Annotated in this window: 23 protein-coding genes; 13 read left to right on the forward strand and 10 right to left on the reverse strand. The window is 71.4% G+C overall.

Going from position 1 to position 24,477, the window contains the following annotated elements:
* Window positions 1-55: 55 nt before the first annotated feature.
* Together Acy02nite_RS36425 and Acy02nite_RS36430 are read right to left on the reverse strand one after the other, a co-directional pair.
* Entirely contained in the window at window positions 56-1,036 is a 981-nt protein-coding gene (locus Acy02nite_RS36425; protein ID WP_203751928.1) for an endonuclease/exonuclease/phosphatase family protein, read from the reverse strand.
* Window positions 1,037-1,127: 91 nt separating this feature from the next.
* Window positions 1,128-2,252 carry a hypothetical protein gene (locus tag Acy02nite_RS36430; RefSeq protein ID WP_203751929.1) on the reverse strand — a complete coding sequence of 375 codons (1,125 nt, stop codon included), beginning with the start codon at window positions 2,250-2,252 and terminating at the stop codon, window positions 1,128-1,130.
* Window positions 2,253-2,447: 195 nt separating this feature from the next.
* Between Acy02nite_RS36430 and Acy02nite_RS36435 the strand changes: the two genes are divergently transcribed.
* Window positions 2,448-3,356, forward strand: a complete 909-nt coding sequence (locus Acy02nite_RS36435; protein ID WP_203751931.1) for an AbfB domain-containing protein — start codon at window positions 2,448-2,450, stop codon at window positions 3,354-3,356.
* 55 nt (window positions 3,357-3,411) lie between these two features.
* Here the strand turns inward: Acy02nite_RS36435 and Acy02nite_RS36440 are convergent, their stop codons facing one another.
* Genes Acy02nite_RS36440 through Acy02nite_RS36455 form a run of 4 tightly spaced genes read right to left on the reverse strand, consistent with a single transcriptional unit; the run spans window position 3,412 to window position 8,561 of the window.
* The gene (locus tag Acy02nite_RS36440; RefSeq protein ID WP_203751933.1) at window positions 3,412-5,388 is read right to left on the reverse strand and encodes a beta-galactosidase; all 1,977 of its coding nucleotides are present in this window, start codon (window positions 5,386-5,388) and stop codon (window positions 3,412-3,414) included.
* Window positions 5,385-6,728 (reverse strand): ABC transporter substrate-binding protein, encoded by a 1,344-nt coding sequence (locus Acy02nite_RS36445; RefSeq protein ID WP_203751935.1) that lies wholly within the window; start codon window positions 6,726-6,728, stop codon window positions 5,385-5,387. Before Acy02nite_RS36445 ends, Acy02nite_RS36440 begins: the two co-directional genes overlap by 4 nt.
* 58 nt (window positions 6,729-6,786) lie before the next feature.
* Window positions 6,787-7,695 carry a carbohydrate ABC transporter permease gene (locus tag Acy02nite_RS36450; RefSeq protein WP_203751937.1) on the reverse strand — a complete coding sequence of 303 codons (909 nt, stop codon included), beginning with the start codon at window positions 7,693-7,695 and terminating at the stop codon, window positions 6,787-6,789.
* Window positions 7,695-8,561 carry a carbohydrate ABC transporter permease gene (locus tag Acy02nite_RS36455; protein WP_203751939.1) on the reverse strand — a complete coding sequence of 289 codons (867 nt, stop codon included), beginning with the start codon at window positions 8,559-8,561 and terminating at the stop codon, window positions 7,695-7,697. The genes Acy02nite_RS36450 and Acy02nite_RS36455 overlap by 1 nt, the downstream gene beginning before the upstream one ends.
* A gap of 195 nt (window positions 8,562-8,756) precedes the next feature.
* Here Acy02nite_RS36455 and Acy02nite_RS36460 point away from each other — a divergent pair, with 195 nt between their 5' ends.
* Together Acy02nite_RS36460 and Acy02nite_RS36465 are read left to right on the forward strand one after the other, a co-directional pair.
* On the forward strand, window positions 8,757-9,749 hold the full coding sequence (locus Acy02nite_RS36460; protein ID WP_203751942.1) for a LacI family DNA-binding transcriptional regulator: 993 nt from the start codon (window positions 8,757-8,759) through the stop codon (window positions 9,747-9,749).
* 210 nt (window positions 9,750-9,959) lie between these two features.
* On the forward strand, window positions 9,960-10,352 hold the full coding sequence (locus Acy02nite_RS36465) for a spore germination protein GerW family protein (RefSeq protein WP_203751944.1): 393 nt from the start codon (window positions 9,960-9,962) through the stop codon (window positions 10,350-10,352).
* A 435-nt stretch (window positions 10,353-10,787) separates the two neighbouring features.
* On the opposite strand, the gene Acy02nite_RS36470 is transcribed toward Acy02nite_RS36465, so the two are convergent.
* From Acy02nite_RS36470 to Acy02nite_RS36480, 3 genes are read right to left on the reverse strand one after another with little or no spacing between them, the layout of a single operon-like run.
* Window positions 10,788-11,462 (reverse strand): hypothetical protein, encoded by a 675-nt coding sequence (locus tag Acy02nite_RS36470; protein ID WP_203751946.1) that lies wholly within the window; start codon window positions 11,460-11,462, stop codon window positions 10,788-10,790.
* Window positions 11,459-12,268 carry an ATP-binding cassette domain-containing protein gene (locus Acy02nite_RS36475; RefSeq protein ID WP_203751948.1) on the reverse strand — a complete coding sequence of 270 codons (810 nt, stop codon included), beginning with the start codon at window positions 12,266-12,268 and terminating at the stop codon, window positions 11,459-11,461. The genes Acy02nite_RS36470 and Acy02nite_RS36475 overlap by 4 nt, the downstream gene beginning before the upstream one ends.
* Entirely contained in the window at window positions 12,265-12,597 is a 333-nt protein-coding gene (locus tag Acy02nite_RS36480; RefSeq protein WP_203751950.1) for a PadR family transcriptional regulator, read from the reverse strand. Before Acy02nite_RS36480 ends, Acy02nite_RS36475 begins: the two co-directional genes overlap by 4 nt.
* A 106-nt stretch (window positions 12,598-12,703) precedes the next feature.
* On the opposite strand from Acy02nite_RS36480, the gene Acy02nite_RS36485 reads away from it, so the two are divergent.
* The 3 genes from Acy02nite_RS36485 to Acy02nite_RS36495 are packed head-to-tail and all read left to right on the forward strand — an operon-like array spanning window position 12,704 to window position 15,059.
* The gene (locus tag Acy02nite_RS36485; RefSeq protein ID WP_203751952.1) at window positions 12,704-13,219 is read left to right on the forward strand and encodes a SigE family RNA polymerase sigma factor; all 516 of its coding nucleotides are present in this window, start codon (window positions 12,704-12,706) and stop codon (window positions 13,217-13,219) included.
* Entirely contained in the window at window positions 13,216-14,013 is a 798-nt protein-coding gene (locus Acy02nite_RS36490) for a hypothetical protein (protein WP_203751953.1), read from the forward strand. Before Acy02nite_RS36485 ends, Acy02nite_RS36490 begins: the two co-directional genes overlap by 4 nt.
* Entirely contained in the window at window positions 14,010-15,059 is a 1,050-nt protein-coding gene (locus Acy02nite_RS36495) for an amidoligase family protein (protein ID WP_203751955.1), read from the forward strand. The genes Acy02nite_RS36490 and Acy02nite_RS36495 overlap by 4 nt, the downstream gene beginning before the upstream one ends.
* A 25-nt stretch (window positions 15,060-15,084) precedes the next feature.
* On the opposite strand, the gene Acy02nite_RS36500 is transcribed toward Acy02nite_RS36495, so the two are convergent.
* The gene (locus Acy02nite_RS36500) at window positions 15,085-15,837 is read right to left on the reverse strand and encodes an NAD(P)-dependent oxidoreductase (protein WP_239175508.1); all 753 of its coding nucleotides are present in this window, start codon (window positions 15,835-15,837) and stop codon (window positions 15,085-15,087) included.
* Window positions 15,838-16,009: 172 nt separating this feature from the next.
* Here Acy02nite_RS36500 and Acy02nite_RS36505 point away from each other — a divergent pair, with 172 nt between their 5' ends.
* From Acy02nite_RS36505 to Acy02nite_RS36535, 7 genes are all read left to right on the forward strand, one after another.
* Window positions 16,010-16,735: a PIG-L deacetylase family protein gene (locus tag Acy02nite_RS36505; RefSeq protein ID WP_203751960.1), complete on the forward strand. Its 726-nt coding sequence runs from the start codon at window positions 16,010-16,012 to the stop codon at window positions 16,733-16,735.
* Complete coding sequence (locus Acy02nite_RS36510) at window positions 16,732-17,409, forward strand: 4-carboxy-4-hydroxy-2-oxoadipate aldolase/oxaloacetate decarboxylase (RefSeq protein WP_203751962.1); 678 nt, start codon at window positions 16,732-16,734, stop codon at window positions 17,407-17,409. Before Acy02nite_RS36505 ends, Acy02nite_RS36510 begins: the two co-directional genes overlap by 4 nt.
* Complete coding sequence (locus tag Acy02nite_RS36515) at window positions 17,406-18,476, forward strand: 4-oxalomesaconate tautomerase (RefSeq protein WP_239175509.1); 1,071 nt, start codon at window positions 17,406-17,408, stop codon at window positions 18,474-18,476. The genes Acy02nite_RS36510 and Acy02nite_RS36515 overlap by 4 nt, the downstream gene beginning before the upstream one ends.
* Window positions 18,469-19,434 carry a VOC family protein gene (locus Acy02nite_RS36520; RefSeq protein WP_203751964.1) on the forward strand — a complete coding sequence of 322 codons (966 nt, stop codon included), beginning with the start codon at window positions 18,469-18,471 and terminating at the stop codon, window positions 19,432-19,434. The genes Acy02nite_RS36515 and Acy02nite_RS36520 overlap by 8 nt, the downstream gene beginning before the upstream one ends.
* 126 nt (window positions 19,435-19,560) lie before the next feature.
* Window positions 19,561-22,422 (forward strand): FtsW/RodA/SpoVE family cell cycle protein, encoded by a 2,862-nt coding sequence (locus Acy02nite_RS36525; protein ID WP_203751965.1) that lies wholly within the window; start codon window positions 19,561-19,563, stop codon window positions 22,420-22,422.
* Entirely contained in the window at window positions 22,422-23,090 is a 669-nt protein-coding gene (locus Acy02nite_RS36530) for a hypothetical protein (protein ID WP_203751967.1), read from the forward strand. The genes Acy02nite_RS36525 and Acy02nite_RS36530 overlap by 1 nt, the downstream gene beginning before the upstream one ends.
* Window positions 23,083-24,477: a serine/threonine-protein kinase gene (locus tag Acy02nite_RS36535; protein WP_203751969.1), complete on the forward strand. Its 1,395-nt coding sequence runs from the start codon at window positions 23,083-23,085 to the stop codon at window positions 24,475-24,477. Before Acy02nite_RS36530 ends, Acy02nite_RS36535 begins: the two co-directional genes overlap by 8 nt.

The raw sequence follows: 24,477 nt of genomic DNA on the forward strand, positions 1-24,477 counted from the left end.
GGGCGAGGGGCGGTGAGCCCGCCGGGCGTGGACGACCGGCGGGCTCGCGCCCGGGTCAGCCGACGGAGACCGTGACCGTGCCGATCGTGATGCGGTGGTCGGAGCAGGAGCCGGCCGGGTAGTCGTCGGTCGCCGCGACACCCGAGCACCCGGTCGAGATGCTCAGGGAGTCACCGCTGTAGCCGCCGACGATGCGGCTCTGCCGGGCGAAGATCAGGTCGATCTTGGAGAGCCCGCCGCAGGGCGGCGTGGTGCCGGGGGTGCCGGTCGCCGTCCACTCGCCGTAGCCGAGGCAGTTGCCCGAGTCGTTGTCGTCGAGCTCGCGGTAGGCGCCGGTGTTGCCGTTGTTGTTCGCCACGTTCAGCGACGGCGAGTACCACCCGTTGAGCCGCCCGTAGTTCGGCTGGGCGTTGAAGTCACCGGCGATCAGCGCCGTGTCGCCCACGTCGTTGAAGTCCTCCATCCGGTCCCGCACGAAGTCGAGCTGGTTCTCGTTGTGCTTCTTGCCGTTGCTCGCGACGACGTTGCTGGTGGTGATGTGCGTCGTGCAGAAGTGCACCTTCGGCTGCGCGGTCGGCGCGACACAGGTCAGGGAGCGCTGCTCCGCGGTGCCGTCCGAGGGCAGGGTCCAGCGCTGTGCGCCGTTGACCGGGAGCTTGCTGAACACCGCGTTGCCGAACGGCTCACTGGCCGAGCCCGCGGCGCAACTGCCGGCTTCCGAGCTGGCGGTGAAGCGCGCGAAGTTCGTCGTGTCGGCGGGCCAGCCGAGCGTGCGCAACTTGGCGATCAGCGCGTTGTACTGGCTCTGGCAGATCTCGTTGAACGCGGCGAAGTCGGCGTCACGGTTCACGATCGAGTTGGCGGCGACGTCGATCAGGCCGTCGGTGGTGCGGCCCGCGTGCAGCTTGGCGCCGGCGACGTTCCACGTCCAGACGTTGTACGTGGTGTTCACCGCCGCGGACGCCGGGGCGGTGGTCCCACCGAGAGCGAGCAGCGCACACGCGGCGGCGACCGCGATTCTCCGTACCAGGGTCATGTCTCTCCCGTATCGATGTACTCAAGATCAGCTATGTTTCCACAGCGGAGCAGACGATAACGGCCGGGTACGACAGAAACCGCGGAGGAGCTCAGCGGCCCTGGACGGTCAGGGCTCCCACCCCACCCTCCGAGTCGATTCTCAGGTCGGCGTTCTGGCCGGTACGGAGAGTGTCGCCCGTGTCCACCGTCGTGTCGGTGTCGCCGTAGAAGGTGACCGATCCGGCGCCCTTGCGGAAGAACGCGCGCACCGCCTCCTTACCGTCGGTGACGATGCGCCAGGTGCCGATGCCGCCGCGTTCCACGACCGGGATGGTCTCCATCTGATCAGGAACGGACAGATCCACAGTGGCGGCACCGCCGATCAGCTCGATCGCGCCGACCCGGCCGCGGGACAGGTCGATGCCGGCCTCGCGCACCCCGCCGCGCATCCGCAGTGACCATTTCACGTCCCTGCTGAGCAGCACCTCGACGCGGGCCGAGCCCTTCTTCCGCCCGTTCGGCGTGGTGGTGACCTTGAGGGTGCCGTCGTCGAACACGGCCTTCGCGGTGATCGTGGTGTCGTCGCCGACGCCGACCCGGAAGAACCCGCCGTCCACGTCACCGATCGCGACCCGCAGCTGGGTGACGCCGCTGACCAGCTCGAACGTGGCGGAGTCCGGGACCGGGGGCGGGGTCCTGGCGGTCGCGGGCGGCGGCACGACGGTCTTCGGCGCGGCCGGCGGGGAGGGGGCGATCGAGACCGGCGGGGTGGCCGCCGGCGTGACCTCGGCGGTCGGCGCCGGCAGCGGCGGCGCGGGCAGGGCGGACGGGGTCCCGCGGTCCGACCGGGCGTAGGAGACCGCGGCGAAGACCGCGCCGCCGGCGAGCACGGCGACGGCGGCCAGCAGCACGACCGGCTTCCAGTCCTTGCCGGTACGGCCGCCGGGGTCCCCGATCCACCGGGTGCCGGCCGGGTCCTCGCCCGGCAGGTCCCCTGGCCCGGGCAGGGTGTGCGGGTCCGGGCCGGCGCCGGTGGCCTCCACCTCGGGCAGGTCACCGGGCGCGGGCCGGGTGTGCAGGGCGGGACCGGTGCGGGTGGCGTCCACCCCGGGCAGCTCGTAGTGGTCGGCGGGCGGTCCGAGCCGCTGCGGGGCGTCGGGCCAGTAGTCGGAGATCCGGGGCAGGGCCGGCGGGGTCGCCGACGGGGTGTCGGTCTTCGGAACAGGACTTTCCACGTACGTCTCCTCGCTGCGGCCAGCCGGCACCCCATGTCCACGCCGGATGGTCCGCTCAGGTATACGCACCCGCCCGAGGTTCGGTTCGGTACCGGCGAGAAAAGATTTGTACACGGTTTCCCGCGAAACCCTTGATATCCGGCACCCGCCCGACAAAGATCCTTATCGCTTCATTAAGTTCGTTTGCGTCGGGTCTTGCAGGAAGCGAATTACATGCCGGAAGACGACTCCCCGGAGGGGTTGCGGGTCGGCGGCTGGTTGCCGCCGTATTCCCCTGATGCGACGCCCCGCAAAGCACTGCTCCGGCCCACCGCACCCGCCTCTTTCCCGCCCGCGCCGATTCCCGGCTTCCCGGGCTGGAACCGCAGGCCCGGTGGGTTCCGCAGGCGGGCCGCCCTGGTGGCCGTCGCGGTCGCCACCGTGGGGGTGGCCGGCGTGACCGCCGCGTCTCTCGGCAGCGGCGGGAAGCAGGGCGAGCCGACGTTCCTCGCGGGGGCCGTCCCGCCGGTGCCACCGCCCGCGCAGACGGTGGTCGTGGCCCCGATCCCCAGTTCAAGCCCGACCTCACCCGGGAGCGCTCCCACGACGACGCACCTGCGGCATCGACCCACCTCGAAGCCGGCCGCGTCGCCCCCGAAGACCACCACGATCGTCACCACGCCCCCGGCCGTCACGCTGCGTGCCGGCTCGACGGTCAGCCTGCTCGTGGCCGACAAGCCCGGATACCGGGTCCGGCACCACGATTTCCGCGGACGGATCGACCCCGTCGCCACGTCCGGGAGTGCCCTCGACCGGGCCGACTCGACCTTCACGGTGCGTGCCGGGCTGGGCAATTCGAGTTGCGTCTCACTCGAATCTGTAAACTATCCTGGCTATTACATTCGACACCAGAACTTCGAAATCAAATTGACCCGCCAGGACCGCTCGAATCTGTTCGCGCAGGACGCTACATTCTGTCCTGTCACGATTCACTCGGGTGCCGCACTCGTGTTGCGTTCCATCAATTATCCGGAACGGTTCGTCACCGAATCCGGCGACCGTCTGTTCCTGCGGGAGACCGCAGCCGAGCAGGCCCTGGCGCTCGTGCCGGGCCTGCCGGGCTGACCTGATCACGCTGGGTGCTGCCTCAAGGCCCCCGAAGCAGCACCCAGCGCCCACCTCACGAACGCAGGATCACCACGCCGCGCGGCTCGAGAATCCCGTCCTCGCCGAGGTCGATCGGCTCCGACGTGCGGTTGATCAGGAACCGGTGGTCACCGCGACGGGCCAGCTCCACCCGCCCGCGCAGGGCCGGCGGCAACTCGCTGGTCACCCCCGCGGCATCCAGCAGCCCGGGCAGCACCGCGGCCACCCCGTCCGGCCCGAGCCGCGTGGAGACGTAGGCCGCGGATCCGGCACCCGCCTCACGCCTGGTGATCGCCGGACGTTCGGCCTGGTCACCGGTCTTGTAACGGGCGAGGATCTCGACCGCGGGATCGGTCACCTCGATCCGGTCGGTCCACAGCGTGCCGGTCGTCCCGTTGTCCAGCTCGACGGTCTCGTCGTCGAGCAGCGGCGCGAACTCCTCGATCCGGATGCCGAGCAGGTCACGGAACGCGCCCGGGTAACCGCCCAGCCAGATCTGGTCGTTCTGATCCACGATCCCGGAGAAGTACGTGGTGATCAGATGACCGCCGTCCGCCACGTACTCGCGGAGCCGTCCGGCCAGCTCGGCGGGCACCACGTGCAGGATGGGCGCGATGACGACGCGGTGATTCCACACCCCGTTCGCCGGTACGACGTCGGCCCTGATCCCGAGATCGAGCAACGCGGTGTACCAGTCGAGCGCTTCCTGCCGGTACCGCAGCCGGTCGGTCGGATGGGAGTCGTTTTCGGACACCCACCACGACTCCCAGTCGACGAGGATCGCCACGTCGGCCGGAACCCGGTCACTGCCCGCAAGGTCGGCGAGGTCACGCAGCCGCTCCCCGAGCGAGACCACCGAGCGGAACAGCGCGCTGTCCTCCCCCGCGTGCGGCACCATCGCCGAGTGGTACTTCTCGGCGCCGGCCCTCGACTGCCGCCACTGGAAGAAGCAGACCGCGTCGGCGCCGTGCGCCACGTGCGTGAGCGAGTCCCGGTGCAGCTCGCCGGGCTTCTTCGCGACGTTGATCGGCTGCCAGTTGACCGCACTGGTGGAGTGCTCCATCAGGAACCACGGCTTGCCGCCGGCGATGTTGCCGGTCAGGTTCGCCGAGAAGGAGAGCTCGTCGCGCGCCTGCGGGCCGGGCAGCACGTAGTGGTCGTTGGAGACGAAGTCGACCTCGGCGGCCCAGTCCGGGTAGTTCATGGTGTTCATCAGGCCCATCACCATGAAGTTCGTGGTGACCGGCACGTCCGGGCTGAGCTCGTGCAGCAGGTCCCGCTCGGCGCGCAGGTGGTCCTTGAGCGCGTCCGAGGAGAACCGCTTGAAGTCGAGGTTCTGGGTCGGGTTGGGATGGGTGGCGGCCTGGCGGGGCGGGATGATCTGGTCCCAGTCGGAGTACCGCTGCGACCAGAAGTCGGTGCCCCACGCCTCGTTCAACCCGTCCAGCGTGACGTAACGGTCCCGCAGCCAGGTGCGGAACGCGGTCGCCGCGTCCTCGGAGTAGTCGTAGACGTTGTGGCAGCCCAACTCGTTGTTGACGTGCCACGCCACCAGGGCCGGGTGCTTGCCGTACCGGGTGGCCAGCGCGCGGACCAGGCGCAACGCGTGCGCCCGGAAGACCGGCGAGGTGGGCCGCCAGTGCTGCCGGCCGCCCGGCCACACGGTGTTGCCGAACTTGTCGACCGGCAGGATCTCCGGGTGCCGGGCGGTCAGCCACGGCGGCGGGGACGCGGTGGCGGTGGCGAGGTCGACCGAGATGCCACCGGCGTGCAGCAGGTCCATCACCTCGTCGAGCCAGGCGAAGTCGTACACCTCGGGCCGGGGTTGGATCCTGGCCCAGGAGAAGATCGCCAGCGAGACGACGGTGACTCCGGCCTCCCGCATCGCCCGGACGTCGTCGGCCCAGACCTCGCGTGGCCACTGCTCGGGGTTGTAGTCGGCGCCGAACTCCAGCCGGGGCGCCCCGGCACGGCGCAGCCAGCGCCGGGGCGTCGTGTTGTCCGTTGTCATTTAACCGTGAAGCCCTGTTCCTGGCCGTACTTGGTGGAGGCGTCTCCCCAGGCCTTCAAGCCGTCCTGGAGGTTGCTGCCGCCGGTGTAGGCCTTACCGACGGAGTCGTTGTAGACGTTGTTGGCGTAAACCTGGAAGGGCAGGTAGTTCCAGCCGGTCGCCACCTGGCCGGCGGCCTCGGCCAGCACCTCGTTGGCCTTCTGGCCACCCAGGTACGGGAACTCCTTGTTCTTGAAGGCGTCCGCGTTGAGCTGCGCGGTCGTCGCCGGGAACGCGCCCTGGTCGGTGCGGCTCTGTGCGCCGTCGCCGACGGTGGCGTACTTCATGAAGCCGTACGCGATGGTCTTGTTCTGGCTCGCCTCGGTGACCGCCAGCGAACTTCCGCCGTTCTCCGAGGTGACCTTCTCGCCGGAGGCCCACTGCGGCATCGGCGCGACCCGCCACTTGCCGGACGCGGCCTTGACACCGGACTCCAGGTTCGGCGGCATCCACGCGCCGATCACCAGGCTCGCGATGGTGCCGTCGCCGAGGCCCTTGTACCAGGCGTCGCTCCAGCCCGGGACCGGGGCGAGCAGCTTCTTGTCGATCAGGCCCTGCCAGAGGCCGGTCCACTTCTTGGTGCCGGCGTCGTCGAAGTTCACCGAGACGCTGGTGCCGTCGACCTTGTACGGCCGGCCGCCGGCCTGCCAGATCATGCTGGTGGTGAAGCCGGCGTCGCCGCTGTCGCTGGTGATCCAGGACTTCGGGTTCGCGGTGTGCAGCTTCTCGGCCGCGGCGGCGTACTCCTCCCAGGTGGTCGGGACGGCGATGCCGTACTTGTCGAAGACCTCCTTGTTGTAGAAGAGCGCCATCGGGCCGGAGTCCATCGGCAGGCCGTAGATCTTCTCGCCCGAGTGCACCGAGCTCCACGGCCCGGGGGTGAACGTGCCGTCCAGCGACTTCGCGCCGAACGTGTTCAGGTCGGTGACCGCCTTGCCGAGCGCGAACTGCGGCAGCGCGAAGTACTCGATCTGGGCGAGGTCCGGCACCCCGGTGCCGGCCTTGATCGCGTTCTGCAGCGCGGTGTACTGGTCGTTGCCGCTGCCGTTCTTGATCAGGTTGACCTTGACCTTGGGGTACTTGGTCTGGAAGTCGGCGACCACCTTGGTCAGCGTGGGCTCCCAGGCCCACACCGTGATGGTGCCACCGGCCTGCAGCGCCGCCTCGACGCCAGCATCGGAGACGGTGGTGGACGCGGCCTTCGTGTCGCCGCCGCTGTCGTCGGAGGAGCCGCAACCGGCGGCGAGCAGGGCCAAGGACGAGGCGGCGCCGAGAAGCAGGCGCCGGCGGGAGAGTTCCATGCGCTTTCCTTTTTCTGCGAGGGGATGGAGATTCACTGTTTGACTTCTTGGAGGTGGCTCACTGTTTGACGCTGCCCACCGCGAGGCCCGACTGCCAGTAACGCTGGAGCAGCAGGAAGGCGGCGATGAGCGGGACGATCGCGAGCAGGGACCCGGTGATCACCAGGTTGAAGACGACGTCGCCGCCGACCGTCTGGGCCTGCTGGTTCCAGGAGTAGATGCCCAGCGTGATCGGGTAGAGGTTGCGGTCCCTCAGCATGATCAGCGGGAGGAAGAGGTTGTTCCAGGTCACCACGACGTTGAAGAGCAGCGCGGTGACCAGGCCGGGCGAGAGCAGCGGAACGGCGAGCTTGAAGAAGATCCGGAACTCGCCGGCGCCGTCCACCCGGGCCGACTCGAGGATCTCGTCCGGCACCGCGTCGCGGGAGAACGTCCACATCAGGTAGAGGCTGAACGGCACCATCAGGGACGGGATGATCACCGCCCACACCGTGTCGGTGATGCCCGCCTTCGCGAACAGCAGGAACGTCGGCACCGCGAGCGCCGTCGGTGGCACGGCGACCGCACCGAGGATCACGGCGAAGACCGCTTTGCGGCCGGGGAAGGCGAACTTGGCCAGGCCGTACCCGGCGAGCGTGGAGAGCAGGGTCGCGCCGCCCGCGCCGATCACCACGTAGAACACCGTGTTGCCGAGCCAGCGCAGGTAGATGCCGTTCTGATAGGTGAACGTCTTCCCGATGTTGTCGAAGAGCGCGAACTCGCCGTGGAACCAGAGCCCGAACGAGCCGAGCAGGTTGTCCTGGGTCTTTGTCGCACTGATGAACAGCCACGCCAGCGGCAGCAGCGTGTAGATCAGCATCACCGTGGTGACCGCGGTGAGCGACCAGCTCCTGGTCCTCTTGCGCGGCGCCGCCACCGGTTGCGCTCTGCGACGCGCCTGAGGGCGGATCGTGGGTGCGGAGACCATCACACCGCCTTCCGTACGGCACGGGCCTGCACCAGGTAGGCCACGAGCATGGTGAGCAGCCCCATCACGACGGCAACCGTGGCGGAGTAGTTGAACTGCTGGCCGCCGACGGACAGCTGCCAGGCGTAGTAGTTGGGCGTGAAGTAGGTGAGGATCGCGTTCGGGGCGATCGTGCGGAGCACCACCGGCTCGGTGAAGAGCTGAAAGCTGCCGATGATCGAGAACAGCGTCGCGATCAGCAGCGGGCCGCGCAGGGCCGGAAGCTTGATCGCCCGGATGATCCGGAACTGGCCGGCCCCGTCGATCGCCGCCGCCTCGTAGAGCGAGGGATCCACGACGCGCAGCGCCGCATACAGGATGATCATGTTGTAGCCGACGAATTCCCAGGTCGTGATGTTGCCGATCGCGGCCAGGACCAGGTTCGGGGCGAGCGGGTCGGGCAGCGTGATCCCGAACCAGTCGTTGAGGTAACTGATCAGGCCGAACTGACTGCCGTACATGAAGCCCCACATCAGCGTGGCCACCACGGCCGGCACCGCGTAGGGCAGGAAGATCGAGATCCGGAAGAAGGACGAGCCGTAGAGCCGCCCGCTGTCGATCGCGAGCGCCACCAGCAGCGCCAGGACCAGCATGATCGGCACCTGGACGACCAGGAACAGGCTTACCCGGCCGGCCGCGGACCAGAACTGTGGGTCCTCGACCGCCTTGGAGTAGTTCTCCAGGCCGACGAAGCTGGTGCCTCCGATCAGCCTGGTGCGATAGAGGCTCAGGTAGAGCGAATAGGCGATCGGCGCGAGGAAGACCAGCGCGAACACCGCCAGGAACGGGGCAACGAACTGCCAGCCGATCCATGACCGCCGTGTCAACGTGCCTCCTTACGTTGGTTGTTGATGTCGATGTTTACGTAAACATGTTCGACCACGGTCGGAAATGTTTGCGTAAACATGTGTGCCGTATAGTGGCACGCGTCACCAGGCCGGTCAAGGAGTAACAACATCGAAACACAGCGTCTTCGCGGTGGATCCGACGTTCCCGGCGGGCGCCGCAAACAACGGGTGTCGATGGCCGACGTCGCCAAGCTCGCCGGGGTCTCCTCACAGACCGTCTCCCGGGTGGCCAACGGGCAGGCAGGGGTGGTCGAGTCCACCCGCGAACAGGTGCTCGCCGCCATGCGGGAGCTCGGCTACCGGCCGAACAGCGCGGCACGGTCGTTGCGGTACGGGCGGTTCAACACGCTCGGGGTGATCCTTTTCGGGCTCTCGTCGACGGGCAACAGTCGTACTGTCGAAGCCATCGCCACCCACGCGGCCGCCGAAGGCTATGCGATCACGCTGATCCCCGTCGGGGCGCCCACTCAGGACAATGTGCTCGGCGCGTTCACCCGGATGGGCGAGCTGGCGGTCGACGGCGTCATCGTGATCATCGAAGTGCACCTGCTGGACGCGGCGACCCCGGCCCTGCCGCCCGGCGTGCACGTGGTGGTCGTCGACTCGGATGCGGGAGAGCGTTATCCGGTGGTCGACACCGACCAGGCCGACGGCGCCCGGCAGGCCGTCCGGCACCTGCTCGAGCTGGGACATCCCACCGTGTGGCACATCGCGGGGCCGGCCGAGTCGTACTCCGCGGAGCGCCGCGCCCTGGCCTGGCGCACCGTCCTCGAGGAAGCGGGACGGCCGGTGCCGCCGGTCGGGCGCGGGGACTGGTCCGCCGAAAGCGGATACCGGGCCGGGCTCGAACTCCCGCCGGCCTGCACCGCGGTCTTCGTGGCCAACGACCAGATGGCGCTCGGGGTGCTGCGGGCGCTGAACGAGCAGGGGCGGCGCGTGCCCGCGGACGTCAGCGTGGTCGGGTTCGACGACATCGCGGACGCGTCGTCGTACCTGCCGCCGCTGACGACGGTCCACCAGGACTTCGCCGAGGTCGGGCGCCGGTGCGTGGAAGCGCTCCTGGAGCAGATCAGCGCCGGGCCGGGCGGTCCCGGCACCGACCTCGTGCCGACGCACCTGGTCGTCCGGGGCAGCACCGCTCCCTACCGGGGTGGCGCCGCGCCCTAATCCAGCGGCACCCCAGCCCATCCCGGCGACACCTCGACCCACCCCAGCGGAACCCCAGCGTGTCGCGCCTTACCCCGGCGGCATCGCGCCCTACCCCGGCGGCATCGCGGCCCACCCGGCACCGCGGCCCACCCCAGTGTCGGCTGACCGACCCTTCCGCTGCCGCGGAGCTGACAGGCTGGTCCCCTACGCGGGTGAGAGGGGAACACAATGGACAGCGCCACTCTGCTGGAGAAGGCCAAGGCGGCAACCGACAACGCCACGGTGAGACGTGTCTTCGGTGAGCCGATCGAGCGGGACGGGATCGTCCTGCTGCCGGTCGCCACCGTGAGCGCGGGCGGTGGGGGCGGGGCCGGCAAGGGCTTCGCCGGCAAGACCGAGAACCCCGACCCGGCCGGCGAGCCGTCGCAGGGTGAGGGCTCGGGCGGGGGGTTCGGACTGAACGCGAAGCCCGCCGGGGTCTTCATCCTCAAGGACGGCGACGTCACCTGGAAGCCGGCGCTCGACGTCAACAAGATCGTCGTCGGCGGTCAGGTGATCGCGGTCGTGGCCCTGCTGGTCGCCCGCTCGATCCTCCGGCGCCAGTTGCGCAAGCGCCGCTGACCCACCGGCCAGGCACCGCGGCGCGACCTCCCGGCTGGTGCTCATGGACGTTATGAGGCACGAATAACGTCCATGAGCACCAGCCGGAACCGCAACCCGCGCCGCCGGCCGGACCCCAGCGGACGTCGCGGCCTCGGCTGGTGCTCATGGGCGTTATGAGGAACGAATAACGTCCATGAGGACCAGCCGGGACCGTGAGCCGCGACGCCGGCCGGGCTCCGGCAAAGGTCGCGGCCTTGCGACTGTCAGGGTGATGACCGTGCTCGCCGAGTCGGCCCGTGCAACGGTCTTCTGCTCTGACCGGGACCGGCCACGGACGTCGCCCTGGAGGGCTGAGCGTTCTGGGCGCGCCAGCGCCCTGCTCGGCCCGGAAGGGTCCCCGCGGGAGCGACGATCCGGACCACGGCGGACGTAGGACCTGAAGATCTTGATCGGTCATGGCTCCGGGTAGTGGGCTATGCGGAGGCGGTGGGCGAAGACCGCGAGGGTGCCGGCGGTGCAGACGATCCAGACGACGGCGAAGTGGGTGAGGCCGCGCCAGAGGTAGTCGATGCCGGTGTCGTCGACGGCGTAGGTGCCGATCTCGCGGATCGACCAGAACGGCATGAGCTTGGCGACCAGACCGGCCGGGTCGGCGAGCATCTGCACGGCGCAGACGCTGAGCAGGGCGAGCGCGCCTTCCAGTTCGCGCGGCAGCAGGGCGCCGACGAGACTGCCGAAGGGCGCCGCGACCAGGGCGGCGAGCAGCATGATCAGGCCCGCCGCGAACGGGTGCGGGACGCGTTGGTCGAGGCTGATCAGCGCCCAGTAGCCGAGGGCCAGCAGGGCGCCGGCGCCGCTCATGGCCAGCAGGCGGCCGCTGACCAGGCCGGCTACGGAGGCGCCGTTGAGGCGCAGGCGCGGGTCGACGCCGCGGGACGCGTTCATCACGAAGAGGGTGAGGGTGGAGATCGACCAGCCGATGCCGAGGGAGAGCATCCGGATCGACTGGCCGGTCTGGTCGCGCCGGACCAGGTAGAACCAGAGCGGCAGGGAGATCACCAGGAGCACCGCTGTCCGGCGGCGGCTCACCTCGCGGGCCGAGAGCCCCGCCACGACGAGAGCGGTCACCGCTGCTCCCCCAGGTCCAGAACGTGGTCGACGGTCGACAGGTCGTGCAGCAGGTGGGTGACGACGACCACGGCCCGGCCGGCGTCGCGCCAGCTGTGGACCTGGCGCCAGAAATCGACGTACGTTCCCTGGTCGAAGCCCTGATACGGCTCGTCGAGCAGCAGCAGGTCGGGGGCGTGCAACTCGCCGAGGACCAGGTTCAGTTTCTGCCGGGTGCCGCCGGAGAGCTGCTGGGCACGCTGGGCCGGCTCGGGGCGCCAGGCCAGCCGGGCGGCCAGGTGCGCACCGGTCGAGCGGGCCCGGCGCGGGACCACCCCGGCGGCCGCCCCGAAGAGGGTGAAGTGCTCGTCGGCGGTGAGCCAGCCGGCGGTGCCACCGTCCTGCGGGACGTAACCGACGCGGCGGGTGCGGCGGACCTGCCCGGCGTCGGGGCGGGTCAGGCCGGCGCAGATGCGCAGCAGCGTGGACTTGCCGCAGCCGTTCGCGCCGACGACGGCGGCGACCTCCCCGCCCCGGACCGTCAGGTCGACGTTGTCGAAGACGGTGCGGCGGCGGTAGCGCTTCCCGACGCCGGTGAGATTGAGCAGGACCGGACCGGCCTGCGTGAAGCGTGGCGGGGCCGCGACCGGGGCGGCGAGCTCGGCGACCAGGTGCCGGGCATAGAGGTGAGGTGGCCCGAACAGGCCACCCGGGTCGCAGGCCTGCTCGGCGGCCTGGGCGGCGGTGTCCTCGGTGAGCCGCCGGGCCCGCGCCTGCTGGACACCGAGCCGGACCAGCTCGGCCAGGAAACGCTCGGGCCAGCTCACTGCGCCTCCCCGACGGGAGCCAGCAGGATGTCGACGCCGGAGCGGAATCGGGCCCACTGGGCGGACTGCTCGGCGAGCACGGAAAGCCCGGCCGGCGTTATCTCGTAGTACTTCCGGCGGGGGCCGGACTCGGACGGCGCCCAACTCGGCACCGCGAGGCCCTGCTCTTCGAGGCGCAGCAGCGCAGGATAGAGAGTGCCGCCGGGAACGTCGGCGACCCCGGCCGCGGCCAGGCGCTGCGCCAGACCGTAACCGTAGTCGGCCCGCTCGCGGAGCATGGCCAGCAGGCACAGATCGAGGAAGCCGTGCAGCCACGGCTTGGGCATCATGTAGTCAGGCTAACTGCTTAGCAGACAGTCTGACTAGTCGGTTACAGAAAGATAAAGGTCGAGAGGACGGTGCACAGAAGTGGGGGTGGCAGGCGTCGATGGGGATGTGACCTTCGAGCAATTCGCGATGGCCCGGCTGCCCAGTCTCCTGCGCTACGCGGTCGTCCTCACCGGCGACCGTCATCTGGCCCAGGACGTGGTGCAGGAGGTGCTGGCCCGCGCCCACGTCAAGTGGCGGCGGATCAGCAGCGCGGACTCTCCGGAGGCGTATGTCCGGCGCATGGTGCTCAACGAGTACCTGTCCTGGCGGCGCTCCTGGGCGGTCCGCAATCTGCACTTCGCCGGTGAGCGACTGGTCGAGATCGACGACGCCCGGGGCGGGGTCCACGACCACGCCGACCGGATCGCCGAGTCCGACGAGCTCTGGAACCGGCTGGCCACGCTCGGGCGCAAGCAGCGTGCCGTGCTCGTACTCCGCTACTACGAGCAATTGGACGACGACAGCATCGCGGACCTGCTCAACTGCTCACCGGCGACGGTGCGCAGCCAGGCGTCGAAGGCACTCCGAACGCTCCGGCTGGAGTCGGAGCGACAGTTACAGTTTGCTGAGGAGAAGTCGTGACCGACCACGGTGACCGGCTCCGCGAGGCCTTCGTGAGCCGCGAGTCCCACACACCGGACCCAGCCGAGGTTTACGCCAGGGTTGTCGAGCTTTCCGCGAAACACAAGTGGCGCCGTCGTGGTGCGACGGTGGCCGGGGGTGCCGCGCTGGGCGCCGGCCTGATCGCCGCGGTGGTCAACCTGCCGGCGATCCTGCCCGGCGATCCGTCGTCGGGCAACTCCAGCGCCACGGCTCCCTTCGTGGCCGCGGCGCCCGCCTCGCCGAGCGCGAGCGCGAGCGCGGACCCGGAGAAGGAGTGGGACGCCTACTGGGACGCCGGCTACGGCGCCGAGGAGGCGTCCGAGCTGGCCAAGTTGTGGAACATGCCGGCCGGTGACCTCGGTGCGGTCAAGGCCGAGGCCGGCCGTCGCCTGCTGGCCGGTCAGACCCTGCCGGTCGAGCCGGCGGCCGTCGAGGAGATCCCCGCCTCGGTCAAGAAGTTCTTCGCCGCCGGCTACGACTACGACGACGCGGTCAAGCTGGCCAAGCTCTGGAAGCTGAAGACGGCGTACGACGCCAAGGTCGCGGGCGGGGAGAAGCTGCTCGCCGGCAAGAAGCTCCCGGTCAAGCCGGACCCGGCCAACGTCAAGGAGGCCCAGGAGGAGGCGCAGGTCTCGGCCTTCTTCCAGGCGGGCTACGACGTCGAGGACGCGGACAAGCTGGCCAAGCTGTGGAAGCTGCCGACGGCGTACGACGCCAAGGTTGCGGGTGGCAAGAAGATCATGGCGGGCCAGTCCCTCCCGATCAAGCCGTGACCCCGAGGTTGCGCCGGCGCACCGGCTTCGAGATCGAGCTGATGGCCCCGCCCGGGGTCAGCCGGCGCACCCTCGCCATGGACCTGGCCGGACGCTGTGGGGGCAGTGTCCGGCCGGTGTGGCACCACGACAGCGAGCCGTCCCTGGTCCCCGGCCTCGGGCGGTTCCTGCACCTCACCCAGGGGTTCGAGGTGCGGCGCCCGGACGGGACGCCGCTGTGCACCCTGGTCGACGACATCACGCTGCTGGCGGGGCTCGACCCGAAGGCTCCCCCGCTGCCCGGCTGGTTCCGGGTCCTCACCGACGACTCGCGGCTGCTGCGGTTGCTCGCGCGGCACAGCGATCCCGGCGGGACGATCGGCACGGCGCTGGACGGGGTCGCCGCGCTGTGGGGCAGCCCGGTGCAGCGGCACGGCATCGTCTACCGGCTGAACGATGCCGCGGACGCGACGATCGCCCTGGCCGCACCGCTCGGCGGGGAACGGGAACGGCCCTGCGAGATCGTGACGCCGCCGCTGACCGGGGACCACTCCGCCGCACTGGAGGAACTGCTGGCGCCGGCCCGCGAGCTGGGGTTCACCGTTCCCCACGAGGCGGCCGTGCACCTGCACGTGGACGGCGGGCCCTTCCGGGCGCCGCACGCGCTGGCCAACCTGATCCGGCTCTTCGCCTACTGGCGCGAGCCGCTGCGGGAGGTGCTGCGCACCAACCCGGCCTGCCGCCGGCTCGCTCCCCTGCCCGGGCCGCTGGTGGAGGCGGTTCAGGGCATTCCCTCGTACGAGGGGTTGCGCGCGGCCGCGACGGCGGGCGAGCTGACCAAGTACTTCGACGTGAACCTGACCCAGTTGCTGACGGACACGCCCGTGCGGGACACGGTGGAGATCCGGATCCTGCCGGGCGCGATCTCGGCCGGGCCGATCGTGGACCAGGCCGCGCTGGTGGAGTTGCTGCTGGATCGCTGCCTGGACCCGGCGCCGATCCCGCCCGGGAACGACGTCGAGGGGCTGCTCGAACTGGCCGCGGAGGCGCTCGCCGCCCGCCCCTGACCGGCGGGCTGCCGGGGCAGGCGTGTCAGGAGAGGTCGGCGAGCAGGTCGCGGGCCGCCGGGGCGATGCGCGGGGTCACGCCGAGGGCGGTCAGCAGCTCGGTGGCCGCGGCCATCTCCTCCCGCCGGCGGACGGCGTGCTTCTTCGAGCCGTCGACCAGCCGGTCCAGCGTGGCCGCGTCGGCCTTCACGAACTCGGCCGCGATGGTGCCGCGCAGCCACCCGGACAGGCCGGCCGCTTCGGCCGCGGCGAGCGCCTCGACGACAGCGGCGGCCATGCCCTTGTAGAAGACGCTGCGCAGGAGCTTGCGGGTGGCGGCGGTGCCGGGCGGGCCGTCGAGGACGACCACGTCGGCGCCGAGATCGGTGAGGATGCCGGCGAGACGGGCGGCCGCCGGGCCGGACATGGTCATCGGGGTGCGCAGGCCGTTGCCCGGCACCGGGGACATCAGGGCCACGTCGACGACGTCGACGGCACCGGCCGCCTCGGTGCTGAGCCGCTGCTTCAAGCCCGGCGCCGCCGTGTTGCAGTCGGCCCAGATCGCGCCGGGCTCACACGCGGAGAGGGACGCGCGCAGGGCTTCGACGGCGTCGGCGGCGCTGGTGACGCTGAGGATCACTCCGGCGCCACGAACCGCGTCGGCGTCGCTGCCCGCGGCGATGACGCCGGACGGCGGGGCGACGCGAGGGTCGAAGCCGCGGACGGTGGCGCCGGCCGCCACGAGATCGGCGGCGATCAGGCTGCCGGCCTCGCCCAGCCCCAGCACAGAAATGATCATGACGACACCTCCGGGATCGCCTGACGCATCGGCGATCATAGGCAGCCTCACAGATAGTCGACATGATTGTCAACAATTGTCTCGGCGGAGCGTGTGGCCTAACCTGAACCGCGTAGCGCCGCTGCGACGGCCTCTTGTTGACAATCTTATCGGCAAACACTGGGGAGCCTCGATGACCGAAACCACCCTGGTGCTCAGCGCTCACGTCGGCGACTTCGTCTGGCGCGCGGCCGGCGCGATCGCCCTGGCGAGTTCGCGCGGTGAGCGCGTGGTGATCGGTTGCATGAGCTTCGGTGAGCGTGGGGAGTCGGCGTCGCTGTGGCGCAAGGGCTACCACCTCGACCAGATCAAAGCCGTCCGCCGGCAGGAGGCCGAGGAGGCCGCGAAGGTGCTCGGCGCCCAGATCCGGTTCTTCGACGCGAACGACTACCCCCTCGTGGAGACTCCGGAGTTGCTGCAGGGGCTGATCGATCTGTACCGGGAGGTTCAGCCGTCGGTGGTGCTGACGCACGCGCCGGCCGACCCGTACAACGGCGACCACGCGTTCGCGCACCAGATCGCGCTCAAGGCCCGCGTTCTCGCGCAGGCGCCGGGCGTCGAGGGCCCGGGCGAGGTGATCGGCGCGCCGCCGGTCTTCTGCTTCGAGCCGCATCAGCCCGAGCAGTGCGGGTTCGTGCCGGACGTGCTGCTCGACATCACCGGGGTGTGGGAGCGCAAGCGCGCGGCGATGCAGGTCCTGGCCGCGCAGAAGCACCTGCACGCGTACTACACCGAGCTCGGCGCGCGCCGCGGTCTGCAGGCGGCCCGCAACTCCGGGCCGAATCTGGGCCTGCCGAACGAGACCAAGGCGGAGGCGTACATGCGCATCTACCCGCAGGTCACGCAGGAGCTTTCATGAGCCGTCATGTGGTGGTGCGGGACTTCGAGCGGATCACCGGAGACCTCGCGAAGGGCCTCGCCGAGCAAGGAGCGTCCACCGTGCACGAGGCGGACGGGCGACGCGGCGCGTTCCGGCCCGAACTGCACCCCCTGCAGCGGGGCGCGCGGATCGCCGGGCCTGCGGTGACCGTCTCCTGCCATCCCGGCGACAACCTGATGATCCACGCCGCGGTCGAGACGGTCCGCCCCGGTGACGTCGTGGTCGTCACGACCACCTCGCCGTCGACCGACGGGATGCTCGGCGACCTGCTCGCCACGTCGCTGCGGGCGCACGGCGCGATCGGCGTCATCATGGACGCCGGGGTGCGGGACGCGGCGGAACTGCGCGCGATGGGCTTCCCGGTGTGGGCGCGGGCGATCAGCCCGCAGGGCACGGTCAAGGCCAGCCCGGGCTCGGTCAACGTGCCAGTCGTGGTCTGCGGGCAGGTGGTGAACCCGGGTGACGCGATCGTCGCGGACGACGACGGGATCGTGGTGATCCCGCGGGACAGGGCTGCCGGCGTGCTGGAGAGGGCGAGGGCGCGGACCGCGAACGAGGAGTCCAAACGGGAGCGGCTCGCCGCCGGTGAGCTGGGCGTGGACATGTACGAGCTGCGCCCGCTGCTCGCAGAGCTGGGAGTGGAGTACCGATGACCGCGCCCGTGCCGGTGATGATCATGCGGGGCGGCACCTCCAAGGGCGCCTACTTCCGTGCCGGGGATCTGCCGGCCGACCCGGACGAGCGGGACCGGCTGCTGCTGGCGATCATGGGCTCGCCGGATCCGCGGCAGATCGACGGGATCGGCGGCGGGCATCCGCTGACCAGCAAGGTCGCCGTGGTCAGCCGCTCCGAGGACCCGGAGGCCGACGTCGACTACCTGTTCCTGCAGGTCCAGGTCGACAAGCCGATCGTCGGCGCGGAACAGCCGTGCGGCAACATCCTGGCCGGGGTGGGCCCGTTCGCGATCGAGCGCGGCCTGGTCGAGGCGAGAGATCAAGAGACGCCGGTTCGCGTACGCATGGTGAACACCGGCGCCCTGGCCGTCGTCACCGTGCCCACGCCGGGCGGCCGCGTGCGCTACACGGGGGACACCGCCCTGAGCGGCGTGCCCGGCACGGCCGCCCGCCTCGAGGTCGAGTTCCGGGACACGGCCGGCTCGGTCGCGCCCGGCCTGCTGCCCACCGGCCGGGTCCGCGACGACCTGGACGGGGTGCCCGCCACCCTCATCGACAACGGCATGCCGGTGGTCCTGGTCGACGCCGACGACCTGGGCGTCTCCGGCTACGAGTCACCGGCCCGGCTGGAGGCGAACGGCGAGTTGCGGCGCCGGGTCGAGGGGCTGCGCCTGATCGCCGGCAAGCTGATGGGCCTCGGTGACGTCGGGGCCACCACGGTGCCGAAGATGTGCCTGGTCGCCGCGCCCGCTCACGGTGGCGCGCTGAGCACCCGCATGTTCATCCCGCACCGGGTGCACGCCTCGATCGGGGTGCTGGCCGCGGTGAGTGTGGGGACCGCTGCCGCCGTACCGGGAAGCATCTGTTTCTTGCAAGATCGCCCGGAGACCATCCGGCTGGAACATCCGAGCGGCTTCTACGACGTGGTGATCGACGTCGGCACGGCCGGCGATCGGATCACGGTCGGCCGCTCGGCGATCGTGAGCACCGCGCGCCTGCTCCTGGACGGACAGGTCTTTCCCCGGGAGGACACCCACGATGACTGAACGCCTTCGCGACGTCGCGCACGTCTCCGCGGTCGAGCTCTTCACCCCGGTCCTCGAGGACACCGTGCGGTTCTTCACCGACCAGATGGCGATGGAGGTGGTGGACCGCCGGGGTGACAGCGTCTACCTGCACACCTGGGACGACTACGAGAAGTTCTCGCTCAAGGTGACCGCCGCGGGCACGTCCGGGGTCGGGCGCCTGTGGTTGCGCGCGCGCGGCCCGGAGGCCCTTCAGCGCCGCGTCGCCGCGATCGAGGCGGCCGGCCTCGGCGAGGGGTGGAGCTCCGGCGAGCCGGCGTACGGCCCGGTCTACCACTTCACCGACCCGGACGGTCACCGGTTCGGCCTCTACTGGGAGACCCAGCGCTACGTCGCCTCCGACGAGTCCCGCCCGTCGCTGAAGAACCAGGCCGCCAAGTTCCCCGGCCGCGGCTCGAACGTGCGCCGCCTCGACCACGTCAACTTCCTCGCCCGTGACGTCCCGGAGGTGGAGACGTTCCTGAGCGAGACACTCAGCGGACGGGCCAGCGAGCAGATCGTGCTGGACAACGGGACCAAGGCCGCCGTCTGGTACACGTTCAGCGACAAGTCCTACGACGTCGTCTACACCCGCGACTGGACCGGGTCGCGGGGCCGGCTGCACCACATCGCGTTCGCCACCGACACCCGCGAGGACATCCTGCGGGCCGCCGACGTGTTCCTGGAGGCCGGCGTGCACATCGAGACCGGGCCGCACAAGCACGCCATCCAGCAGACCTTCTTCCTGTACGTCTACGAGCCCGGCGGCAACCGCATCGAGCTCTGCAACGCCGGCGCCCGGCTGCTGCTCGCCCCGGACCACGAAGTGGTCACCTGGACCGAGGCGGAACGCGCCAAGGGCCAGGCGTGGGGACTCAAGACCATCGAGACGTTTCACACCCACGGGACCCCGCCGGTCGCCGAATCGGAATGGGCCTGATCCATATTCAGTTCTCTCAATCTACGGCAATTGCCGGACAATAGCCGTTCGGCGGTCACTCGCGAGCGTTAATCGCGCCTTTTCCGCCGATATCCTGAGGATCTGAATAACAACGGGTTCCTCATCGTGGATCTGCTGGCCGGGCCGGCGCGTGACGGGCTTCTCGTCCTCGCCGGGCTCGGGTGGGCCGCCGTCGCCGCGGGCGGCCTGCTCTTCCGGCCGCGGCTGCGCGTGCCGGCGGCCACCCGGCGCGACGGCCTGTTCCTGTGGGTGCCGCACGTGCTGGTCGCGGCGCCGTTCTTCCTGGCCGGGGCGGCCTACGCACTGTGGGCGCCGGCGGTGACCGCGGTGGCGCTGGGCCTCGGTCACCTGGGGCGGCGGCTGAACCGGTGCGACGACGGGGTGTCGATCCGCGGGCCGGTGCTGGCCGTCCTCGTCACCGGGACGCTGCTGCTCCACCTCGGACTGTCGCTCGCGGTGCGGCTGGTGGTGGCGCCGGATCCGCTCGAGTCGTTCGACGAGGCGACCGGGGCGGACAATCTGCGTACCGCCTGGCCGGTTCTGATCCAACCGCTGCTCGGGTTGCTGGTCGCCATTGTCGCGCTCCATTTCCGGAATCGTCTTCGCCTTTTCCCGCGATGGCATCCGGGCTGGATCACGGCGGTCGTGGCGATCCCCTTTCTGCTGCCGCTGGCCGCCGGGCCGGGCCGTGCGGCGCTGACGTTCGGCCCGGTCGCCACCCCCGAGTACGGCAAGCTGCTGCTCTGCGGCGCCCTGGCCGTGCTGGTCGCCCGGGACGCCTACCGCTTCCAGGACGTGCACCTGCTCCGCTCGCTGCGCCGGATCCGTCAGGTCTCCGGCGGGATGCTGCGCGGGCCGGCGCTGGTCGCGAGCTATCGGGCGAGCCGGTTCCTGCTGCTGCCGATCGCACTGTTCGGGCTGGTCGCGGTCGCCAGCGGGCTGCGCCGGGACTTCGGCACGATCGTGCCCGCCGCGCTGATCACGATGGGGGTCACCTGGTCCGCGACCCGGCACAACATCGACCGGGACCGGACGCCCGGCGAGCCCACGGCGCCCGGGGTACGGCTCGTGCTGGCGTACCGCCTGTTCATCGGGATCGCCGTGGTGCTGATCGGCGGGACGGTGACGCTGTTCGCCACCGACTACGTGGGCGAGCGCGGCCGGGTCTGGAGCAACCCGTGGCGGTACCGCTGGGACGCGCCGTGCGCGGTGGTCGAGGCGCCCCGGGTGAGCGTGCCGGCCGGCCGGGTGCCGTGCCTGCGCTCCCTCGCCGCCGACGCGGAGAGCGAGAAGTCCCAGCTCGCACGGGCGATCGCGGCCACCGCCGACGGTGGGCTGTGGGGGCGCGGCGTGAACGACCGGGTGTCCGCCGCGGTGTCCGCCGGGCCGACCGACTTCGTGCTCGCGGTCCTCTGGAACAAGCTGGGCGCGCTCGTCGTGGTCGCCGCGGGCGCGCTCGTGCTGATCCTCGCGGCCGGTCTGGTCCGGGCCGCCGAGCACGACGGGACGGCCCGGCTCTTCGCGGCGGGGCTGGGCGCGATGATCGCCGGCCAGTTCCTGTTCGTGCTGGCGACCACGGCGAACGTCGTGCCGCACACCGGGATCCCGGCGCCGCTGCTGTCCCGAGGCGGGCAGTCCACGCTCGCGCTGCTGATCGGGATCGTGATCGTGCTGGCCGGCGCGCGGGGCACGATGCCGGTGACGACGGCGCCGCGGCGGGTGGTGAGCACCAGCCTGACCGCCGGGGCGCTGGGCGGGATCGCGGTGGTGCTGACGCTGGTGCCGTACTCCTCCCCCGCCGGCCTGCGGATCTACTCGCAGGGCCGGGCGCTCTGCCCGGCCCGCCCGGCGACCCCGGCCGGGCTGCTGACCCCGATGCCCGACCCGCGGACCTGCTCGACCGACCGGATCGCGCTGGCCCGGACCCGGATCGCGCTCACCTTCCCCGGCGGCGACCGGCTGATCCTGGACCGCCCTACGCGTCGCTGGGCGCCGGCGGGCACGGCCCGGCTGGACGGGAACGACCTCGGCGGGGTGACCGGCCTGCTGGAACGGACGTATCCCGAGGTCGTCGCGTACTCGGCGGGCACCCGGCTCAGCCGCCGCCTGCTGCCACCGCAGCGCGACCGGGTGGACGGCGGCCTGGCGCTGACCCTCGACCCGGCTCTGCAGCACGCACTCGCCGAGGCGGCCGACGGCCCCGGGACGGCCGCGGTCGCCGCCCTCGACCCGGTGAGCGGGCGGATCCTGGCCACCGCCGCCGGTCCGGCAGCCGGCGACGGGTCCGAGGTGGACGACGTCGCGGCGAGGAGATTCACCGATCGGCACCCGCATTACGTACGTCGTGAGCCCGGCCCCGCGCTCGACGACTCGGCGCAGGACAAGTCGTGCGTGCGCCGCGCCCCCGACCCCGCGGAGCAGCGCGGGTGCTGGCACTGGTCGTACACCGTGCCGGACCCGCCCGGCAGGGAGCCGGCCTACCCGTTCGGGCCCGCCGCGGAGCTGCTCCGCCAGGCCCCGCCCGGACTGCTGACGGGCTGCGGCGGGCCGGACGAGTGGACGGTCCCGGTGCTCGCCGGCAGCACCGGATCGTGCCCGGAACAGGGCACACCGCTGACGTTCGCGGTGCTCGCGGGCACGGTGTGCCGGGACGGCACGGCCGTGCACCCACGCCTGGTCGAAAGCGTCACCTACCCGGCCACCGGGGTCACCACGCCGGTCCCTGGGCGGCCGGCCGCGACCGCTTTCTCCCCCGCCGCCGCGCGGGAGCTGCGGGCGTCGTTCCGGGCCGACAACGGGCTGCTGGTGCGCGCCGGTGAGAGCGGCACCACGCACTGGGCGGCCGGCTGGGACGAGGCCGGGACGGTCGCGTTCGCGGTGGTGGTCCGGACGCCGGACGGGACCGCGGCCGGCGCCCGGACCCGCCGGATCCTCGACGCGCTCCGGGCCTGGATCGGAGGCCGGTGATGCACGAGCGGATCGTGCGGCACGCCTTCCGGGAGGCGGTCGAGACCTACTGCAACCTGCTCACCGCGTCCGGCCGGGACAGTCGCGGGCTGCGGGTGCGGGTGACGGTGACGACCGTGCGGACGCTGTCGCCGGAGACCGTGCGGTGGATCCACTTGGCCGCGCAGGACCACGTGCGCAACCTGCTGCCGGGCGCGGAGGTGCAGTCGATCGAGTTCCCGGTCCGCGCCGGCTTGGAGGCGCCCGGTCACCGCTTCGGGTTCCGGTCCACCGACTCCCGGCCGGACGAGGTCACCCAGGAGCACGAGCCCGGAGCGGTCGCCGTCCTGACCTTGCGCTACGACCGGAGCTTCGTCTGGCCGTGCCGGATCGGCGCGGCCGCCCACTGGCTCGCCGTCGGCCGCCTGCCCGGCCCGGGTCAGCTGCCGCTGCCGTCGTGGGCGGCCTGGCTGCCCCGCGGTCCCCTGCTGCTGGTGCGCAACCACCGGGGACGGCTCGACTTCGGCCGCTCCGGGCAGCGCCCGCGCTACCGGATCCGGGTGGACGGCGCCGACCTGCGGCCGGGCAGCCCGGTCGGCGCCGCGGCCGCCGGCGAGATCCAGTACCACGACCAGGACCAGGTCACCGTGCTGCGCTACCGCGTCGACTGGGAGGGAAACCATGCCTGACACCGATCCTCGTCCACTGACGATCGACATCGACGGCTTCTCGCGGCACGCCCGGCTGACGGTCGCGCCGCCCGGCTCCTGGCAGCCGAAACAGGCTGGTTTCGTGGTCACCCAGGGCGGACCCGCCGGGCCCGCCGCCATGATCGACACCCAGGTCGTCTGCACCACGGCCGAGAACGAGAGCGACGGCTGGCGGCACTGGCACGTCAAGATCTACCGCTGCGCGAACGGGGCCGACGCCGACGCCCTGCGCGGGCACCTGCACCGGCAGGCGGCCGCGTTGCGCCGGGTCAACAGCTACCTGCCGGCGCCCCGCCGCAGGCAGGCCATCGAGCCGCCGTGGGCGGTCGTCCCGGTGCAGGTGGTGCGCGGCGACGGCGGGCTGGAGAAGGTCGAGGGCGTGGTCGAGACGCGCCTCGGCGTGCCCGAGGACGACATCCTCACCCGGCTGCGGCAGCACCTGCCGGCCTGGCTCGGCGACGCCGCCCGCCCCGAGGAGATCCTGTTCGCGGTCTCCCCCAGGATCGACGAGCTGAGCTGGGAGGACACCAACGCGCACCCGGCCACCGAGCACCTGGAGGCGTTCACCACGCTCGCCGCCGGGCTGGACCAGCTGCACGCGCACGGCTGGGTGCACTGCGACATCAAGCCGGACAACGTGTGCCGCTGCACCTACGGCGGGCGGACCGACTACGTGCTGATCGACACGGACGCCGCGACCCGGGCCGACCCACCGCCGCGGCGGGTGCGGTCGTCGCCCCGGTACACGTACCGCGGGATCCGGGAACACGACGACGACCTCTCGCCCGGCCTGCTCTACGCCCAGGACCGGTTCGGTTTCCTGACCGTGGTGCTCAGCGCGCTCGCCGGCCGGGAATGGGTGGACCGGGTGCTGCTCGCCGAGGACCCGGAGGACCGCGACGGCGGCCGGATCGCCGACCACGGCGACCGGGTGGCCCGGGCGCTCGCCGCGCTCTGGCCCGACGACCGCTGGCAGCCGCTGCGCGACGTGCTGGCCGAGCCGTTCGGGACCGGGCAGCAGGGGCAGATCGCGCTGGAGCACCCCGAGCCGTGGGCGGCCGGCTGGCTGGCCCGGCTGCGGGCCGCCGAGGCGCGCTGCGAAGACCCGGTGCGGTCCACCGTCCCACGGCCCGCCGCACCGGTGTCCTGGCTGGTCAGTGACGCGGATGTGGAACGTGTGCGGGTCGCGGCGCGGGCCCACCCGGCCGGCCGCAACCAGCGCGTACGGCTGGCCTACTCGGCGATCGCGCAGGGCGCGCAGGCCGCCGCGACCCGCCAGTTCCGGCTCGCCGCGTGGGGGTGGGGCGCGGCCCTCACCGGTGGCGCGGCGATCGTCGCGCTCGGCGCGTTCGTGATCGGCCGGTAG

Source organism: Actinoplanes cyaneus (genome assembly GCF_016862095.1).
Taxonomy (GTDB): Bacteria; Actinomycetota; Actinomycetes; order Mycobacteriales; family Micromonosporaceae; genus Actinoplanes; species Actinoplanes cyaneus.

What these genes read in the sequence shown, in the direction of transcription:
- Acy02nite_RS36460 (WP_203751942.1), top strand. Translation starts at nt 8,757, where the DNA reads ATGGCCGACGTCGCCAAGCTCGCCGGGGTCTCCTCACAGACCGTCTCC.
- Acy02nite_RS36520 (WP_203751964.1), top strand. Translation starts at nt 18,469, where the DNA reads ATGACTGAACGCCTTCGCGACGTCGCGCACGTCTCCGCGGTCGAGCTC.
- Acy02nite_RS36465 (WP_203751944.1), top strand. Translation starts at nt 9,960, where the DNA reads ATGGACAGCGCCACTCTGCTGGAGAAGGCCAAGGCGGCAACCGACAAC.
- Acy02nite_RS36450 (WP_203751937.1), bottom strand. Translation starts at nt 7,695, where the DNA reads ATGGTCTCCGCACCCACGATCCGCCCTCAGGCGCGTCGCAGAGCGCAA.
- Acy02nite_RS36505 (WP_203751960.1), top strand. Translation starts at nt 16,010, where the DNA reads ATGACCGAAACCACCCTGGTGCTCAGCGCTCACGTCGGCGACTTCGTC.
- Acy02nite_RS36535 (WP_203751969.1), top strand. Translation starts at nt 23,083, where the DNA reads ATGCCTGACACCGATCCTCGTCCACTGACGATCGACATCGACGGCTTC.
- Acy02nite_RS36440 (WP_203751933.1), bottom strand. Translation starts at nt 5,388, where the DNA reads ATGACAACGGACAACACGACGCCCCGGCGCTGGCTGCGCCGTGCCGGG.
- Acy02nite_RS36530 (WP_203751967.1), top strand. Translation starts at nt 22,422, where the DNA reads ATGCACGAGCGGATCGTGCGGCACGCCTTCCGGGAGGCGGTCGAGACC.
- Acy02nite_RS36480 (WP_203751950.1), bottom strand. Translation starts at nt 12,597, where the DNA reads ATGATGCCCAAGCCGTGGCTGCACGGCTTCCTCGATCTGTGCCTGCTG.
- Acy02nite_RS36510 (WP_203751962.1), top strand. Translation starts at nt 16,732, where the DNA reads ATGAGCCGTCATGTGGTGGTGCGGGACTTCGAGCGGATCACCGGAGAC.
- Acy02nite_RS36445 (WP_203751935.1), bottom strand. Translation starts at nt 6,728, where the DNA reads ATGGAACTCTCCCGCCGGCGCCTGCTTCTCGGCGCCGCCTCGTCCTTG.
- Acy02nite_RS36515 (WP_239175509.1), top strand. Translation starts at nt 17,406, where the DNA reads ATGACCGCGCCCGTGCCGGTGATGATCATGCGGGGCGGCACCTCCAAG.
- Acy02nite_RS36500 (WP_239175508.1), bottom strand. Translation starts at nt 15,837, where the DNA reads ATGATCATTTCTGTGCTGGGGCTGGGCGAGGCCGGCAGCCTGATCGCC.
- Acy02nite_RS36425 (WP_203751928.1), bottom strand. Translation starts at nt 1,036, where the DNA reads ATGACCCTGGTACGGAGAATCGCGGTCGCCGCCGCGTGTGCGCTGCTC.